At 61.9% G+C, this 17,177-nt stretch carries 18 protein-coding genes; 3 read left to right on the forward strand and 15 right to left on the reverse strand.

From position 1 onward, the window contains the following. Positions 1 to 3: 3 nt before the first annotated feature. Both ACJJVH_RS15390 and ACJJVH_RS15395 read right to left on the reverse strand, forming a co-directional pair. Positions 4 to 1,107: an OpgC family protein gene (locus tag ACJJVH_RS15390; protein WP_412065175.1), complete on the reverse strand. Its 1,104-nt coding sequence runs from the start codon at positions 1,105 to 1,107 to the stop codon at positions 4 to 6. Between the two features lie 452 nt (positions 1,108 to 1,559). Next, positions 1,560 to 1,754, reverse strand: a complete 195-nt coding sequence (locus tag ACJJVH_RS15395; RefSeq protein WP_412064283.1) for a hypothetical protein — start codon at positions 1,752 to 1,754, stop codon at positions 1,560 to 1,562. On the opposite strand from ACJJVH_RS15395, the gene ACJJVH_RS15400 reads away from it, so the two are divergent. Further along, positions 1,753 to 2,271 carry a hypothetical protein gene (locus ACJJVH_RS15400; protein WP_412064284.1) on the forward strand — a complete coding sequence of 173 codons (519 nt, stop codon included), beginning with the start codon at positions 1,753 to 1,755 and terminating at the stop codon, positions 2,269 to 2,271. The genes ACJJVH_RS15395 and ACJJVH_RS15400 overlap by 2 nt on opposite strands. A 39-nt stretch (positions 2,272 to 2,310) precedes the next feature. On the opposite strand, the gene ACJJVH_RS15405 is transcribed toward ACJJVH_RS15400, so the two are convergent. From ACJJVH_RS15405 to ACJJVH_RS15450, 10 genes are all read right to left on the reverse strand, one after another. Further along, positions 2,311 to 2,499, reverse strand: a complete 189-nt coding sequence (locus tag ACJJVH_RS15405) for a hypothetical protein (protein ID WP_113360565.1) — start codon at positions 2,497 to 2,499, stop codon at positions 2,311 to 2,313. Between the two features lie 158 nt (positions 2,500 to 2,657). Beyond that, positions 2,658 to 3,407, reverse strand: coding sequence for an ABC transporter ATP-binding protein (locus ACJJVH_RS15410; RefSeq protein ID WP_113360563.1), 750 nt, complete (start codon positions 3,405 to 3,407; stop codon positions 2,658 to 2,660). Beyond that, complete coding sequence (locus tag ACJJVH_RS15415; protein ID WP_112795927.1) at positions 3,404 to 4,237, reverse strand: ABC transporter ATP-binding protein; 834 nt, start codon at positions 4,235 to 4,237, stop codon at positions 3,404 to 3,406. The genes ACJJVH_RS15410 and ACJJVH_RS15415 overlap by 4 nt, the downstream gene beginning before the upstream one ends. After that, a complete protein-coding gene (locus ACJJVH_RS15420) occupies positions 4,234 to 5,160 on the reverse strand; it encodes an ABC transporter permease (RefSeq protein WP_112795925.1) in 927 nt (308 codons plus the stop codon). Before ACJJVH_RS15420 ends, ACJJVH_RS15415 begins: the two co-directional genes overlap by 4 nt. Next, positions 5,157 to 6,224 carry an ABC transporter permease gene (locus tag ACJJVH_RS15425; RefSeq protein WP_112795923.1) on the reverse strand — a complete coding sequence of 356 codons (1,068 nt, stop codon included), beginning with the start codon at positions 6,222 to 6,224 and terminating at the stop codon, positions 5,157 to 5,159. Before ACJJVH_RS15425 ends, ACJJVH_RS15420 begins: the two co-directional genes overlap by 4 nt. A gap of 21 nt (positions 6,225 to 6,245) precedes the next feature. Further along, complete coding sequence (locus ACJJVH_RS15430) at positions 6,246 to 7,886, reverse strand: ABC transporter substrate-binding protein (protein WP_112796129.1); 1,641 nt, start codon at positions 7,884 to 7,886, stop codon at positions 6,246 to 6,248. A 48-nt stretch (positions 7,887 to 7,934) separates the two neighbouring features. Then, positions 7,935 to 8,993: a dipeptidase gene (locus ACJJVH_RS15435; RefSeq protein WP_112795921.1), complete on the reverse strand. Its 1,059-nt coding sequence runs from the start codon at positions 8,991 to 8,993 to the stop codon at positions 7,935 to 7,937. Between the two features lie 214 nt (positions 8,994 to 9,207). Then, positions 9,208 to 10,233 carry an ABC transporter permease gene (locus ACJJVH_RS15440; protein ID WP_412064285.1) on the reverse strand — a complete coding sequence of 342 codons (1,026 nt, stop codon included), beginning with the start codon at positions 10,231 to 10,233 and terminating at the stop codon, positions 9,208 to 9,210. Positions 10,234 to 10,265: 32 nt separating this feature from the next. Continuing rightward, positions 10,266 to 11,807, reverse strand: a complete 1,542-nt coding sequence (locus ACJJVH_RS15445) for a sugar ABC transporter ATP-binding protein (protein WP_113360559.1) — start codon at positions 11,805 to 11,807, stop codon at positions 10,266 to 10,268. A 69-nt stretch (positions 11,808 to 11,876) separates the two neighbouring features. Then, the gene (locus ACJJVH_RS15450) at positions 11,877 to 12,803 is read right to left on the reverse strand and encodes a sugar ABC transporter substrate-binding protein (protein ID WP_112795915.1); all 927 of its coding nucleotides are present in this window, start codon (positions 12,801 to 12,803) and stop codon (positions 11,877 to 11,879) included. Here ACJJVH_RS15450 and ACJJVH_RS15455 point away from each other — a divergent pair. Together ACJJVH_RS15455 and ACJJVH_RS15460 are read left to right on the forward strand one after the other, a co-directional pair. Next, positions 12,802 to 13,134 carry a hypothetical protein gene (locus ACJJVH_RS15455; protein ID WP_113434459.1) on the forward strand — a complete coding sequence of 111 codons (333 nt, stop codon included), beginning with the start codon at positions 12,802 to 12,804 and terminating at the stop codon, positions 13,132 to 13,134. The genes ACJJVH_RS15450 and ACJJVH_RS15455 overlap by 2 nt on opposite strands. 38 nt (positions 13,135 to 13,172) lie before the next feature. Further along, entirely contained in the window at positions 13,173 to 13,679 is a 507-nt protein-coding gene (locus ACJJVH_RS15460; RefSeq protein ID WP_412064286.1) for a DUF1993 family protein, read from the forward strand. A 7-nt stretch (positions 13,680 to 13,686) separates the two neighbouring features. Here the strand turns inward: ACJJVH_RS15460 and ACJJVH_RS15465 are convergent, their stop codons facing one another. From ACJJVH_RS15465 to ACJJVH_RS15475, 3 genes are all read right to left on the reverse strand, one after another. Next, complete coding sequence (locus ACJJVH_RS15465; protein ID WP_412064287.1) at positions 13,687 to 15,249, reverse strand: alkaline phosphatase family protein; 1,563 nt, start codon at positions 15,247 to 15,249, stop codon at positions 13,687 to 13,689. Continuing rightward, positions 15,227 to 16,210, reverse strand: coding sequence for a UDP-glucose 4-epimerase GalE (gene galE / locus ACJJVH_RS15470; RefSeq protein ID WP_112795907.1), 984 nt, complete (start codon positions 16,208 to 16,210; stop codon positions 15,227 to 15,229). The genes ACJJVH_RS15465 and galE overlap by 23 nt, the downstream gene beginning before the upstream one ends. 146 nt (positions 16,211 to 16,356) lie before the next feature. Beyond that, the gene (locus tag ACJJVH_RS15475) at positions 16,357 to 17,040 is read right to left on the reverse strand and encodes a DUF1275 family protein (RefSeq protein WP_112796127.1); all 684 of its coding nucleotides are present in this window, start codon (positions 17,038 to 17,040) and stop codon (positions 16,357 to 16,359) included. Between the last annotated feature and the right edge of the window lie 137 nt (positions 17,041 to 17,177).

A 17,177-nucleotide genomic window follows, 5' to 3' on the forward strand; every position in this document is an offset into this window, starting at 1 on the left:
CGTTCAATGACCCTTCCCGATCCGAACGGGCAGAGCGATTGCCGCCGCCGGGGCCTTCGCCGCCCGCTGGCCGGCAAGCTGAAGCCGCTTGTGCTCCAGATGATAGGCATAGAGGAACTGCGCGGCGATGCCGATGACGACATAGATCGCCCCGACGACCGGGCTCTTGTTGGTCACGTAGAGAAGAACCTGGCCGGCCATGGCCAGGATCGTACCTGCGACGAAGATGCTCAGCGAATGCCGCCCGAGGATCGTCAGCGGGTGGTTTCCGGGGCGTCGCAGGACCGTCGAAACGGACGGTATGCTGATGATCAGATAAGCGAGCGCCAGCACATGCAGCAATCGCGGCAGCGACAGGAACGTCTTGTCGAAACCGGTAATGACGGTGGGCAGGCCGAGCGTGGCGAGATAGTCGCCGAGAATCCAGAGCTTGTCCGTTACCCAGATGAAGGACAGGAGCGCATAGGCGGAAGCCAGCGCGATCAGCACCGGATGGACGGGGATGCGGCCGCCGCGCTTGACATGCATCGTGCCGGCGAAGCCGATGACGAACAGGAGCTGCCACGACAGCGGATTGAGGAACCAGAAACCCTCCAGCAGCGTCGTATGCGGCGCGATGTAATAGATACCGGAGACAAGCCAGACGCTGGCTGAAATGAGCAACAGGAGCAGCGGATTCTTCGCCTCCAGCAGCATGATCAGCGGCAGCATCAGGAAAAGCGCGCCGTACATCGGCAGGATGTTGTTGTAGCCGATCTGGTGCCCGAGCGTCAGCAGCGCCGGAATGCCGCGCGCCGGGTCCATCAGCAGGGCGAGGATGTTCACTTCGCAGAGCAGGCCCTTCTGATGGAAAATCCACGCGCCGGAGATGAACAACACCAGCGTCACGAAGGTCGTGATCATATGCGCGGTGTAAAGCGTAAAGGCCCGCCTGACCGCCTTCAGCATGGTTGCAAGCCGATTGCCCGGAAGAAATTTCGTTCCATAGGCAAGGCCGACGGAGATGCCGGAAATCAGGACGAACGCCTCCGCGCCGTCGGAAAATCCGAAATTCTTCGAGGTAAACTGCTCGAAAATCTGGCCGGGCACATGATTGATGAAGATCATCAGCAAGGCCAAGGCCCTGAGGACATCCAACCGGGTATCCCGCTGCGTCACCGGCTTCGGCAAAACCACCTGCTTCACCGCTGCCGGCTCGATATTCGCCCTGGAATTCATGAACATCTCCTGTTCCGACAATCAAATGCAGCCAGGGCCAAAGAGTTCCCTCTCCGGCCCCGATCGCTGACGTAAAACAGTGCCGGAAACGCTACTGTCCGATCGGATGGCCCTCTTCAGGATGGGCGAGCGCCCCATCGTTGATCGCGACCGAGTATCCCGCTCCATCGGGCGCTTTTGAGACGGAAATGCGATAATTTCCGCTCGGCAGCTCAAGATCTGCCGCAAAGCATCCCAATTCGAAGGCAAAACCGGCTTGACGAAAAGTCGTCCGTTTTTCACGCGGATACCGAGAATGCCCACGACGGCGGCAAGATACAGCCAGCCGGCGAACTCCTATATCAGGTCCAGCCGCCACGGCCAGTCAATTGTCCTTCGTCGTAAATATCAGCAGCAGCCACATAGGGCTCCACACGATAAGTATCGGCCTGATCACGATCGCGTGCATGGTTAACCGGGTCGAACGTGTCGAAGCAACGCCAGATATCGTCGCCACGGCTCATCTCTGCCAGCCCCATGACGACAGGTCGCGGCATGGGGCATACCGACCGCCGTTTTCGCGCTCGCCCGGCGGACAGGACTCTTTCCCGGCAAAATTCTAACGAAGAAATGAAGGGGGGACGTTTCGAAGGAAATGCTGGTCCGCGAGAGACGAGCGGAGCGGATTGCCGACCGTTGAACCGGCCGGACCCGTCACTATTCGAATATCGGGACACGGGCCGCATCGGCCATGCGGTCAGCGGCGGCGAAAGCTGCTGCCGCCTCCAATCGCGTTCAGACAACGATACCGCAAACGATAGCCGCAACGAACAAAAACGCGGCGGAAAACAGAGCGACGTGAATCACCGTCTGTATCTTGTGCCGCGTCTTGGCGGCGCGCTTGGAACCATCGAACTGATTCACATGCGTATTCGAAATACCCAAATTCGCCATGTGTTGCCTCCGTTCGTTCTTATGTATCTCGCGGGCCAGGCCCAATGCGGATATTCATACATTTCCTATCAACTAGGTAGAGATGAATTTCCGTCCAGCGCGTGGCCCGAGAAAAATTAAACCATTGGATTTCGTGGGTCCGAAAGATCGGCAGTGCCATCAGCAAAGAATGCGGCGGGCCCAAATCAAGCTGCGCTCGATGGCGCTGGTATCGGCCGTCTGCTCTTCGGCAGGCCCGGCCTGGCGGCGGCGATTGTCTTCGGAAAGAGAGGCGGACCGTGTACCTTCCTGTTTCGCCGGGACCGGCGGATGAAGATAGCCCATGGTCATGCCACCCATGAAAAACATGCCTGCCTCCACTCGCGTATGACCCATGACCGGATCACGAAAGTTAACTGCCATTAACGAGATCATGACAGAATTGCGGCAGGTGTCAATAGTCTATACGATTGGTCGTGTTTAGGCCGCACGTTCGTTAACGCGCGAAGCGGCCGGAGGTCGTCCGCTCAGGCGCGGACGAACCCCTTGCTGGCAACCATCAGGTTGCGTGTGTAATCCTCCTTGACGTCGCCCGCCGCCAGCTCCCTTGCCGTCAGTCTCTCGACGACCGCGCCGTTGCGCATGACGGCCAGACGCTCGCACATATGGGTGATGACGCCGAGATCGTGGCTCACCATCACGAAGGTCAGGTTGCGGTGCTTGCGCACCTGTTCGAGCAGGTTGAGCACTTCTGCCTGCACCGAGGCATCGAGCGCCGACGTCGGCTCGTCAAGCAGCAGGATGGACGGCTCCACGATCAGCGCGCGGGCAATGGCGACGCGCTGGCGCTGGCCGCCGGAAAGCTGGTGCGGATAGCGGAAGCGGAAGCCCGAACCGAGGCCGACCTCGTCCAGCGCCCGGGCGATGCGGGTTTCGGTGTCGCCGAGCCCGTGGATCGCCAGCGGTTCCAGCAGCAGCCGGTCGATCGTCTGGCGCGGATGCAGGGAACCGTAAGGGTCCTGAAACACCATCTGCACCTGCCGATAGAAGGTCTTGCTGCGCCTTGCTCCCTTCAACTGCGCGCCATCGACGCGGATCGCGCCGTCGGTCACAGGCGCAAGACCCGCAACGGCACGCAGCAGCGTCGACTTGCCGGAGCCGGACTCGCCGACAAGGCCGAAGGATTCACCCTTGTTGACCTCTATGCCGACGGCATCGAGCGCATAATAGCCGTCATAGACGACGCTAAGGCCTTCAACTGCGAGTGCCGCCGTCATGCCGCCCACTCCGGCTTGCGGTCGAGCACCGGCAGCGGATGCCGGCTCTCGCCGATGACAGGCATGCAGTTCAGCAGGCCGCGCGTATAGGGATGCTGGGCGTTGTTCAATTCGGATGCCTTGATCTCTTCCACGACCTTGCCGGCGTACATGACGATCACCCGATCGCAGAAGGACGAAACCAGCCGCAGGTCGTGCGACACGAAAATCAGCCCCATGCCGCGCTCCGAAACGAGCTTGTCCATGATCTTGAGCACATCGAGCTGCACCGTGACGTCGAGTGCCGAGGTCGGCTCGTCGGCAATCAGAAGTTCCGGCCCCGCGATCAGCATCATCGCGATCATCACGCGCTGCCCCATGCCGCCCGACACTTCGTGCGGATGCAGGTCGTAGACACGGCCGGGATCGCGGATCTGCACGGCTTCCAGCATGGCAAGCGCCCGGTCCCTCGCCTCGGCCTTGCCGATCTTCTCGTGCGTGCGCAGCGTTTCGGTGATCTGCCGGCCGATGGGCATGACGGGATCGAGCGAGTATTTCGGATCCTGCAGCACCATGGCGATACGCTTGCCGCGCAGCGACCGACGCTGCTTTGCCGATGCCGACAGCAGGTCGATGCCGCTGAAGTTCAGCGTGTCGGCGCTGACGAGCGCGTGCGGCGGCGTCAGCCCCATGATGGCGCGTCCGGTCTGCGATTTGCCGGAGCCGCTCTCGCCGACGATGCCCAGCCGCTCGCGGCCGAGCGTGAACGAGACGCCGCGCACGGCGTCGATGACGCCCGTTCGGGTCGGATAGCGTACCCTGAGGTTCTCTACGGTCAAAAGTGTCGTCATTGCCCGCTCTCCTTCGGATCGAGCGCATCGCGCAGGCCGTCGCCGAGCAGGTTGAAGCCGAGGCTGACGACGAGGATCGCGATGCCGGGCATGGCCGCCACCCACCATTGATCGAGATAGTATTTGAAGCCGGTCGCGATCATCACGCCCCATTCCGGCAGCGGCGGCTGCGCGCCAAGGCCGAGGAAGCCGAGGCCCGCGGCCGTCAGGATGACGCCCGCCATGTCGAGCGTGACGCGGACGATCACCGAGGAGATGCACAGCGGCATGACGTGGCGGAAGATGATGCGCAAAGGCGAAGCGCCCATGAGCTGCACGGCGGCGATATAATCCGAGCGCCGCACCGTCATCGTCTCGGCCCGCGCCAGGCGCGCATAGGGCGGCCAGGAGGTGATGGCGATGGCGATGATGGCGTTTTCGATACCCGCGCCGAGCGCGCCTGCGAAGGCGAGCGCCAGCACCAGCTTGGGGAAGGCGAGGAAGATGTCGGTGATGCGCATCAGGATCGTATCGATCCAGCCGCCCATGTAGCCGGACACCATGCCGATGATCAGCCCGATCGGCGCCGAGATGATGGCGACCAGCACGACGATGTAGAGCGTCCAGCGCGAGCCGTAGATGAGGCGCGAGAGAATATCGCGCCCGAGGTCGTCGGTGCCGAGAAGATAGCCCGGCGTGCCGGGCGGCTTCAGATAGGCGTTGGTCAGGTCGCCGATGACGGGCGAATGCGGGGCGATGACATCCGCGAGCGCCGCCACGAGCACGAGCGCGACGATGATCAGCAGCCCGATGACGGCGAGGCGATTGGCGGAGAACTGCCGCCAGGTGACGTAGGCGCGCCCGAGTCTCGCCTGCCGGCGCGACTGCGGCCGATCGGAGAGCAGCCAGTCCCTCAGGCTCGGTTGGGTGGTCTCGACAGTCATTTACGTCGGGTCCTTGGGTCGAGCGTCCGATACAGTAGATCGGAAATCAGATTGATGCCGATGAAGACCGTGCCGACGACGATGGTGCCGCCGAGAACGGCGTTCATGTCGGCATTGCGCAGCGAACTGGTGATGTAGAAGCCGATGCCCGGCCAGGAGAACACGATCTCCGTCAGCACGGAGCCTTCGAGCAGCCCGGCATAGGAAAGCGCGATCACCGTGATCAGCGGCACGGCGGCGCTGCGCAAGGCGTGCCCCCAGATCACCCGCGTCTCCGAAAGCCCCTTGGCGCGGGCCGCGACGACATATTCCTGGCCCAGTTCGTTCAGCATGAAGCTGCGCGTCATGCGGCTGATATAGGCGAGCGAGAAATAGCCGAGAAGCGACGCCGGCAGGATGATGTGGCGGAAGACGTCCCAGAACACATCCCACTGGCCCTGTAGCATGCTATCGAGCAGGAAGAAGCCCGTGATCGGCGTGAAGGTATATTCGTACGCGATATCGATGCGGCCGGGATAGGCCACCCAGTTCAGCTTCGCATAAAAGATGACGAGCGAAACCATCGCCAGCCAGAAGACCGGAACGGAATAGCCGACAAGGCCGATGACGCGGACGATCTGGTCGACGATGCTGTTACGGCGCACGGCGGCCAGAACGCCGAAGGGAACGCCGAACACGGCGCCGATGATCGTGCCGACCGTGGCAAGCTCCATCGTCGCGGGAAAGACCCGCTTGATGTCGTCCATGACAGGATTGGTCGTCAGGACCGACGTGCCGAAATCGCCGCTCAGCGCGCTCACGAGATAATAGTAGAATTGCAGATAGAGCGGCTGGTCGAGATGCATCTCCCGCCGCAGGCGTTCCAGCACCTGCGCCGGCGCGTGATCGCCGGCGATCGCCAATGCCGGATCGATCGGAATGACGCGCCCGATGAAGAAGGTGACGGCCAGAAGGCCGAGATAGGTCGTAACCGCCACGACGAGGAATCGCAGCAGCCCCATAAAAAAGGGAGCGGCACGGCCCTTCTTGGGCCGCACCTGCATTTTCCGTTCAACAGTACTCAAAGGACCAATCCTGCCGGATCATCACTTCGAGATCGGCCAGACGAAGTTGTTGTCGAAGCTCGGGCCGAGCTTGAAGTCCTTCACATCCTTGCGATAGCCGGCGACTTCCGTCTGCTGATACAGGATGATGAACGGGCTCGCCTCCAGGAACTTCTTCTGGATGTCCTGATACATGGCGCCGCGCTTGGCCGCATCTCCCTCGAACAGAGCAGCCTTGGCTTCCTTCTCCAGCTCAGGCGTCGTCCAGGCGTTGCGCCAGGTCAGCGTCTTGTTGGTGCTGGTGTCGGAATTGTCGTCGTTGGTCGTGAACGTATCGGCGTTGGAATGGGGATCCCAGTAATCCGGGCCCCAGTTGCCGAAATAGATGTCGTGGTTGCGGGCGCGATACTTGGTCAGCTTCTGCTTGCCGTCGCCGGGGATGATTTCCACCTTGATGCCGGCCTGGCCGAGGGTCTGCTGGATGGCGGTCGCGATACCCGTGTCCGGCTCGATGCTGCGCACGTCCATCGTGATCGAGAAGCCGTTCGGCAGGCCTGCCTTGGCCAGCAGTTCCTTGGCCTTGGCGACGTCGAGCTTGAACGGATTCTCGTCCAGCGAACCGAGCATGCCCTTCGGCTCGAAGGTCTGATGGATCTCGCCGATGCCCTTGATCAGCGTCTTGCCGATGGCGTCGTAATCGACCAGCCATTTGAACGCCTGCTGCACTTCCGGCTTGGCCAGATTGGCGTTCTTCTGGTTGAGGCTCATGTAGTAGATCGTGCCCTTCGGCGCGCTGGTCGAAGCGAGCTTCGGGTTCTTTTCGACAGCCTCGAGATCGGTCGGCGAGAGATTGCGCGCGACGTCGATATCGCCGTTTTCAAGCGCCAGACGCTGTGCCGAGCTTTCCTTCATGAAGCGATAGATGACGCGGTTCAGCTTCGCCTTCTCGCCGTAATAATTGTCGTTGCGCTCCAGCACCACGGCCTCGTTGGCACGCCATTCGCGCAGCTTGAACGGGCCGGAGCCGGCAAAGCCGGTCTTCAGGTAGGCATTGCCGAAGTCGTTGTCGTATTTATAGTCGGCTGACGGCGTCACCGGCTTCACATGCTGCATGACGAGCTTCTTGTCGACCACTTCGGCGACGGTCGCCGTCAGGCAGTTCAGCACGAAGCTCGGCGCGTAGGGCTTGTCGACGGTGAAGGTGAATGTGTTCGGATCGGTCGCCTTGGCCTTTTCGGTCACGTTGTCGCCGGTGAGGCCGAACTGGGTGAGAATGAAGGCCGGGCTCTTGTCGAGCTTGACGACGCGCTCGAAGGACCAGGCAACGTCATCGGCGGTGATCGGATTACCGGACGCAAACTTCAGGCCGGGCTTCAGCTTGAACGTATAGGTCAGGTGATCGTCGGAAACGGACCAGCTCTCGGCGATGTCGCCCTTGATCTTGGACGTGTCGTCGATGTCGAGGCGGACGAGCAGGCTGTAGGTGTTGCCGGTGATTTCGGCGGCCGACAATTCATAGGCTTCGGCCGGGTCCATGCTCAGGATGTCGTCGAATGCAAAGCCTTCGACCAGCGTATCCTTGGGCGTCGCGGCATAGGCGTTCGGCGCCGCCATCAGCAGAAGCGAGAGAGCCGCGCCGGCAGACAGTGCGCGGAAACCGCGGTTCATCTTGGTGATCATCATTGTTTTCATTCCCCTCTTAATTAACTTTACGCAATATCAGGACGCACTTTACCGGCTGCCTTCCTTCCAAGCGGACGCCAAGACGCGAAGCCAGTTCTCCCTGCACAGCTTTACAAGATCGGCTTCACCATAACCAACGTTCCGAAGGGCGGCAATCAGGTTTTGATTGCCGGCCGCATCGCCGATTTCTTCGGGAATCGTCGCGCCGTCGAAGTCCGATCCGAGGCCGACACAGTCGATGCCGACGCGGCTGACCAGATGATCGACATGCCGCACCATCGCCTCGAGCGGCGTATCGGCATCCGAGCGGGCGTCTTCTCGCAGCATGGCCGTCGCATAGTTGAGGCCGACGATGCCGCCGCTCTCCTTGATGGCGTCGAGCTGTTTGTCGGTGAGGTTGCGCGCAACGGGCGTCAGCGCATGGGCGTTGGAATGGCTGGCCACCAGCGGCTGGTCCGAAGTCTTGGCCACGTCCCAGAAACCCTTTTCGGTAATGTGGGCGAGATCGACGAGAATTCCGAGCCGGTTGCACGCCCGCACCAGCGCGAAGCCGGCCTCCGTAAGGCCCGGGCCCGTATCCGGCGAGCTCGGATAGGCGAAGGGAACACCATGGGCGAAGACGTTGTTTCGGCTCCAGACGGGACCGAGCGAACGCAGCCCGGCGGCATAGAAGGTTTCGAGCGCGACCAGATCGGCGTCGATCGCTTCGCATCCTTCCATGTGCATCACCGCCGCGAAAACGCCCTTCTGCATGCAATCGCGGATGTCCGCCGTGGAGCGGCAGAGCTTCCAGGCGCCGGCGCGATCGAGCCGCAGGGCGATTGCCGCCATTTCGAGAGCGATATCGAGGGAAGGCGCCCGCTCCAGCGGAGCCGCCAGCGGCGTGGCATAGTGGCCGTTGCTGTCGGGATCGGCAAAGACGAGATCGCCCGATGGAATATAGATGGCGCAAAGACCGCCGGCCAGACCGCCGGCGCGCGCCCTGGGCGCATCGATATGGCCGCTGCTCGTCCCATCCCTGAATTCGGCGATCGGGTCGGCGCCGTCGCGCGCATGGTGCCAGAGTCGCAGGAGAACGTCATTGTGACCATCGAATACGGATTGCATCGTCTATCCCGGATGAAGCGCTTGGAGGAGCGGATGGAAAGCGGCCAGAATAGAAAAGCTGGCAGGATTCGCCATACCCAAATGAAAAAAATTTGCATTTGCATGGATTGGAATATTCCAACGCAAAAGGCGGGGTAAAACCCCGCCTCAAGAGCTGCCCGGCAAAGGTGCGCGGCCGAAGCCGCTCCGCATCGCCGGCGATGCGGCACGCGTTTCAGCGCTTGGCCCGCTTCTTCTGGCGATAGACGTCGATGGCGACGGCGGCGACGATGATGAAACCCTTGGCGATTTCCTGATAATAGGCATCGACGTTGAGGAAGGTGAAGCCGGAGATCATGACCCCGAGGATCACGGTGCCGATCACCGTGCCGGCAATGCGTCCGACGCCGCCGGTGAGCGAGGTGCCACCGATGACGGCCGCCGCGATCGCGTCCAGTTCGTAGTTCACGCCCATGCCGGCCTGCGCCGTCTGCACGCGGGCCGCCGTGATGATGCCGGCGAGACCGGCCAGAAGCCCCGCAATTGCATAGACCTTGACCAGATGCGCCTCGACATTGATGCCCGATACGCGTGCCGCCTGCACGTTGGCGCCGATCGCATAGGTGAACTTGCCGTAACGCGTGTATCGCAGCACGATATGGAAGATGACCGCGATGATGAGGAAGACGACGACGGGCCAGATTCCCGAACCGATGAAGTTGAACTGGTCGGTCAAGCCCGAGATCGGCTGGCCTTTGGTGTAGAGCTTCGACAGGCCGCGGGCGGAAACCATCATGCCGAGCGTTGCGATGAAGGGAGGGATCTTCGTCTTCGTGATGAGCTGGCCGTTGATGTAGCCGGCGGCCAGGCCGATGAGCAGGCCGACGCCGATCGGCACGAAGAAAGGCATGTCGGTCAGCGCCGGGTAGACGGCCCTCGCCCATGTCGAGGATTGAGCGAAGCTGGCGGCGACCATGGCCGTCAGGCCGACGACGGAACCCGAGGACAGGTCGATGCCGCCGGTGATGATGACCTGCGTCACGCCGACGGAGATGATGCCGATGACGGAAACCTGCAGGATCATGATCTTCAGGCGCTGCAGGTTCATCAGGAAGCTCTGTCCCACGAAGATCCAGCCGAGGATCTCGCAGAGGAGCGCGATGCCGATCAGCACCAGGAAGATGCCGAGTTCGGGCGGCACACGGCGGCGCCTCGGACGCGTCAGCGGCTGCACCGCCGTCTCTGCAACTTTGCTAACCATGGTTCAATCCTCCCTTGCGATGGTTGGCGGCGTCACTGCGCGGCCAGCTCCATCACCTTCACTTGAGTTGCTTCCGCACGATCCAGGAACCCCGTGACCCGTCCTTCATGCATCACCATGATACGGTCGCTCATGCCGAGCACCTCGGGCATTTCCGAGGAGATCATGATGACGGCGACGCCGTTGCGCGCCATCTCGGTGACGAGACGATGGATTTCCGCCTTGGCGCCGACGTCGATGCCGCGCGTCGGCTCGTCCAGAATCAGGATGCGCGGATTGGTGAGCATCCACCGGCCGATCAGCGCCTTCTGCTGGTTGCCGCCGGAGAGGTTTTCGATGCGTTCGTCGAGGTTCGGCGTCTTGACGCGCAACTTCCTCGCCATTTCCTCGCAGGCCTCTTCGATGGCGCCTTCCTGCACGAAGCCGCCGCGCACGAACCTGTCGTGCAGCACGGCAACCTGCATGTTTTCAAGGACGCTGAGGATGAGAAGACAGCCCGTATCCTTGCGGTCTTCGGTCAGGAAGGCCATGCCGTGACGGATCGCGGCAGCCGGCGAGGTGATTTCGGTCTTCTTGCCGAAAAGCTCGATCGTGCCGGACGACGCGGGCGTGACGCCGAAGATGGTCTCGGCGACATTGGAGCGGCCCGAGCCGACCAACCCGGCAACACCCAGAATTTCGCCGGCCCTCACGTCGAAGGAAACATCGGAGAAAACGCCGTCGAGGCTCAAATCCTTGACCGAAAGAACGGTCTCGCCGATCGGCACCTCTTCCTTCGGAAACATCTGCGTGATCTCGCGGCCGACCATCATGCGGATGATGTCGTCACGGGTCACGTCGGTGGACGCGTGCGTGCCGATATATTTGCCGTCGCGGAACACCGAGAATTCGTCGGCGATCTCGAACAGCTCGTTCATCTTGTGGGTGATGTAGACGATGCCGATGCCCTGGGTACGCAGGTCGCGGATGATCTGGAAGAGATGCGCCACCTCGCGCTCGGTGAGCGCCGAGGTCGGCTCGTCCATGATCAGCACGTCGGAATTATAGGAGACCGCCTTGGCGATTTCGACCATCTGCCGGCTGGCGACGGAAAGCTCGCGCACCTGGATTTCGGGATCGATGGAAATGTTCAGGCGGCGAAAGAGTTCTTCGGTCTTGCGGCTCATCTCCGCATGGTCGACGAGGCCGAGACGGTTCTTCGGCTCGCGCCGGATCCAGATATTCTCGGCAACCGTCATGAAAGGCATCAGGTTGAGCTCCTGATGGATCATCGCGATGCCGTTTTCCAGGGCATCGAGCGGCGACTTCAGCCGGATTTCGACGCCCTTGAGGCGCACTTCGCCCTGGTCGGGGATATAGATGCCGGCAAGGATCTTCATCAGCGTCGATTTGCCCGCGCCGTTCTCGCCCATCAGCGCATGCACCGTTCCGCGCTTCAGGCGGAAGGAAACGTCGTCGAGGGCCAGAACGCCGGGAAATTCCTTGCGGATGCCTTCCGCGCTCAGCAGATAGGCGGCATTGGGGACGACGCCGCTGGCGCGCACCGCCGCCATGGTGGATGGGCTCACAACCATTTTTCCCTCCCGGGCAGATCGGATTTCAAAGGATGCGGGCAAAGCCCGCACCCGTCGATCGTTGCGTCGTCAGTTCTTCTTGACGAAGTCCTTGACGTTGGCCGGCGTGACGAGCTGGAAGGGAATGTAGACCTTCTTCTCGATCTTATCGCCCTTGGCCAGCTTGAGCGCGGCATCGACCGCACCCTTGCCCTGGCCGGCAGCATCCTGGAACACGGTGACCTTCAGGTCGCCGGCCTGCATGGCGGCAAGCGCATCCTGCGTCGCATCGACGCCTCCAACGACAATCTTGTCGAGAGACTTGCCGGCTGCCTTCAGCGCCTGAATGGCGCCGATCGCCATTTCGTCGTTGTTGGAGATCACGGCATCGAATTCGAGGCCGCTGGAGAGCCAGTTGGTCATCAGGTCGGAGCCCTGCGTACGCTGCCAGTTTGCCGTCTGCTCCTGAACGATCTGAATGCCCTTGCACTCGTCGGTCGCAATCACGTCATGGACGTCCTTGGTGCGCATGCGGGCGGCCTGGTTGGACAGCTCGCCCATCATGATCACGGCCTTGCCCTTACCGCCCAAAAGCCGGCACACTTCCTTGGCTTCCAGCGTGCCGGATTCCTGCTCGTTGGAGGCGACGAACGCCTGGTTGTCGGGAAGGCTGTCGACGTTCGCCGGCTCGCGGTTGACGTAGACCAGCGGAATCTTGGCATCGGCGGCCAGCTTGGAAATGGCGGCCGTCGCATCGGTATCGACCGGGTTGACGATGATGGCATCGACCTTGGACGCAATGAAGTTCTGGATCTGGCTCTGCTGCTTGGCGATGTCGTTCTGCGCGTCCTCGACCTGCAGCGTCACGCCCTTGTCCTTGGCGTAGTCCTGCATGCCGTTGCGCAGTACGGTCAGAAAGTTGTCGTCGAAGAGCGCCATCGAAACGCCGATGGTCTGAGCGTGGGCGGCGGTCGACAGCAAAAGCGCCATTGCCGAGCCAAGAATAAATTTCTTCATGTTTTCCTCCCAGATACGGTGCCCGGCCACACCCCTCCTCAATGCCGGAGCCCCCGGTTCCGACCGCAGGGCCTTTATTCAATTCGGCTGCCACTCCCATGGCGGCCACATTGAAAAACGGAACAAACAAACCGTAAAATTCATTATGCGGAATATTCATTCCATTTTTCAATGCAAAGGTCAACAGCAAATTCTGGAGGCTTTACAGGGCGGCAAAGGGGATTTTGCGCGGCACCCGCTACAAGAGGCGCAGATCGAACCTACATACGGGCGCTCCTCCCGGCGGAACGGATATTCCATCGACCTGGGAACGGGGCTGGAATGCCAATGACCAATCGACCGCCCAGCGGCAAGCAACGGAGAATACGCATGCCCTCGATGTACAGTTTCTCGGTCCCCGTCTTTCAACGCGGTCTCCAAAGCCTTTCGGCCTATCTCGACCAGATCGAAGCCTATGCTGCGGAAAAGGGCATAGCGTCCGAGGAACTCGTTTCCGCGCGCCTGATCGACGACATGCTGCCGCTTTCCGGGCAGTTCCAGCGCGCCTCCGATACCGCAAAGCTTGCCATCGCCCGGCTTGCCGGTATCGATGCGCCACGCTTCGAGGATAACGAGACGACTGTCGCGGACTTGCGGGAGCGCCTGAAGAAAACACAGGATTTCCTGGCGACCGTCACGCCGGCCACCATGGAAGGCAGCGACACGCGGGAAGTGACGATATCGCCCGGAGGCAACAAGACCGTCATCAAGGGCGAGGACTATCTGGCGAAATTCGCGCTGCCGAATTTCTTCTTCCACGTCACCACGGCACACGACATCCTGCGCAGCCGCGGACTGCCGGTGGGCAAGATGACCTATCTCGGATCGTTCGGCTGAGGCAGGATCAGGGCCGGAGCGACACCGGCCCTTTTTCCGTCAGCTCCGTGTAGGCAAGCGTCTGGTCCAGATGCTGCGCGCGAAGCGAGAGCAGCTTTTCGGCATAGGCAAGTCTGGTCGCCGCATAGCTGCCGTCATCGGCCACATTGGAAAGCTCCGCAGGGTCCTTCGCCAGATCGAAAAGCAGCGGCGGAAGACCGGCGCAATGGACGTATTTGAAACGCTCGTCCCGCACGACGGCAAGATTGCAGGCGTTGGACCGCAAGCCGAAGTGCCGCTCCGGGTTGCCGCCGGCGATATCCCGGAAATCGTATTCCCAGAAGGCCGCGTCGCGCCAGCCTTCCGGTTCGGAACCGGAAAGAAACGGCAGAAGGCTCTCGCCATCGACATGGTTTGCCGGAGCCACGCCAAGCCGGTCGCACAAGCTTGGGAAAATATCCGCCGCGCTGGTGAAATGCTCCACCTGCCGGCCATGGAAGGCGGCCTGGCCGGGATCGCGAATGACAAGCGGCACATGATAGCTGCCGTCGAAGAAGCCGCCCTTGCCGAGCATCCAGTGATCGCCCATCATTTCGGCATGGTCAGAGGTGAAGACGATCACCGTATCGTCCCACACCCCGGCATCCTTCAATGCCTGCCAGATCCGGCCAAGCTGCGCATCGACTTCGGCGATCATGCCGTAATAGATCGCGCGGATCGCCGAAAAATCCTCGGGCGCCCACTCGTTGATCGGGCCTTTGCCGCCATACATGAAACCGCCCTTGCCGATCAGCGGCAGGCCGAAGGCAAGCAGCGGATGGGCGGCCATTTCCGCCTCGCGGTCGGCCGCGCGCGCGAAAGCCGGACCGTCGGCGGCCGAGAACATGCGGTTATAGGGCTCCGGCACCGAGAAGGGCGGATGCGGCCGCAGGAAGGACACATGCGCGAACCAGGGCGCATCCTGCTCGCCGAGCCAGCGGATGAATTCACCCGCCAGAAAGGCCGTCTGCGTCTCGTCCCTGGAATAAGCGGGCGCATAGCTGGAAATCTCGCCGGGCGCGGCGCCGACGGGAATGTGAATATCGCGGCTGACGGCATCGGCATGGCCGCGCGAGCGCAGCCAGGACAGCCATTGCTTTTCGTGCTCGGGCAGAAGCTGCCGCGCCGTAAAGCCGGGTAACACGCCCTCGTAGGTCGTCAGATGCGGGTCGTGCGGGTCCCGGCTTCGCGGGTCGGGCGCCGTATCCGTATAGCCGAACAGCGTCGGATCGTAGCCGGCCCGCCGCGCCGCAAGCGCGACATTGTCGAAACGCGCATCCAAAGGCGAGCCGTTGCGGCAAACCCGGTGGTTCATCTGGTAGAGGCCGGTATAGAGCGTCGCGCGAGCCGGCGAACAGGGCGCCGTGCCTGCATAATGCCGCCGAAACAGCACGCCTTCCCGGGCCAAAGCATCCACATTCGGCGTCTTCACGCAATCATGACCGACGGCGGAGAGACAATCTCCCCGCCATTGATCGGCCGAGATCAACAGGACGTTCGGGCGCTTGCCCCCGACGCCGGAGGCGCGCTCAGTGCTGGTTGGATTTGGCATGCCAGTTCCACGCGGATTCGATGATGCGGCTGAGATCATACTGCGGCGACCAGCCGAGAATATCGCGCGCCTTGTCGTTGTTGGCGACGAGCGTCGTCGAATCGCCCTCGCGCCGGCCGACATATTCGACCGGGAATGGCCGCTTGGACACGGTCTCGATCGTTCCGAGCAGTTCCTTGACCGTCGTGCCGGTTCCCGTGCCGAGATTAAGCGCGACGGATTCGCCGCCATCAAGCAGATATTCGACGGCGCGGACATGGGCGTCGGCCAGATCGAGCACATGGATGTAATCGCGCACGCAGGTGCCGTCGCGCGTATCATAATCGCTGCCGAACACCTTGAAGCCCTGGCGGCGGCCCAGCGCCGCCTCGATCGCCAGCGGAATGGCGTGGGTTTCCGGCGTATGCCACTCGCCGATGCGCCCCTCGAAATCGGCGCCGGCGGCATTGAAATAACGCAGCACCACGGAGCGTAGCCCCTTGTACTGGTCGTAATCGGCAAGCGCCTGCTCGACGATGTATTTCGTACGGCCGTAGGGGTTGATCGGCACCTGCCGATGGCTCTCGTCGAGCGGCACGCTCTGCGGCAGACCATAGGTCGCGCAGGTAGAGGAAAAGACGAAAGCCTTCACGCCCGCCGCCTGTGCCGCCGACAGCAACGTCAGCGTGCCGATGACGTTGTTTTCATAGAAGGACACGGGATCCTTGACCGACTCGCCGACCTCGATCAGCGCGGCGAAATGCAGGATGGCGGCAGGCTTGTATTTGGCCAGCACCTCGTCGAGGCGAGCCCTATCGCGGATATCGCCTTCCTCGGCCGGTCCCCATTTGACGAACTCGCGATGGCCGTTGGAGAAATTGTCATAGACGACGGGCTGAAACCCCTTGTTCGCCAGATCCAGACATGTGTGCGAACCGATATAGCCGGCTCCGCCTACCACAAGCACCGTTTCCCCTGCCATGACCACCCCTTTTCAACCCTCAAGTTCGACATGCGGACACCTCGGACCGGCCTCGATCCGACGCGTACAGTTAGAGAGCTGTAGCCGACTTGCAAGGCGGGAGAAAGAAGCAAGATCGGCAATATCAGCAATGGACGGAGACAAAACTAAGCCGGCTTCGGCTCCGTCTTGCCGGCATGCATCAGAATTCCGGCGAGCGCCAGAACCGGCGGCAGAAGAAAACAGGCCATGCCGAGAAACAGGAAAAGCGCCGCCGCCAGCGCGCAGCCCACGGCAAAGCCGCCGACGGCCGCGCCCATGCGGGCAAGCCGCGTCTTCGTGGCGGCTTTCTCCTCCGGCCTCGCGCCACGCAGCATGTCGGCGATATCGATCATGATCTGGGTCGTCGTTCCCGTCATCATCGTCGTCGGCGGCGCCGAGCCGAGATGGATGCGATGGGCGGTGGTCTGGATGGCCATCGCGGCGACCAGCGTCATCCCGGTCAGGATTGCCTGCCAGCCATCTCCGTCGCCGAACGGACCAAAGAGCATGGCCAGCAACGCGGCCAGCACGAGCAACAGGAATTTCAGCGTCAGGATGATCTGCAGCGTCGGCAGATTGCGCCGCGTCAGATCGCCGCCGAGAAGGCGGGCGAAAATGACGACGGCACAGAAAACCGGCAGCGCCAGAAGCTTGGCGACCGCGCCCGAGGTGCCCAGCGCCAGCGCGGCGCCGAGCGTCACGAAATTACCCGTGACATGCGCCGTGAACAGACCGTGGAGGGCGAGAAATCCGGCAGTATCCACATAGCCGCCGTTGATGCTCAAAAGGGTGGGCAGGCTCGGCTTCATCGGCTCCTCGCTCGGATCGATCGTCTCCGACCATATCGCGCCGAACGGCCGCCGATGTCGAGAGGCTTGCGTGACCGCCGAACGGAACACCGCCCTGAACATGCGCCGATGAGGGCGACACGCTGCAGATCACGGTT

It is taken from the genome of Rhizobium sp. SYY.PMSO, assembly GCF_046840415.1.
Lineage (GTDB): Bacteria > Pseudomonadota > Alphaproteobacteria > Rhizobiales > Rhizobiaceae > Rhizobium.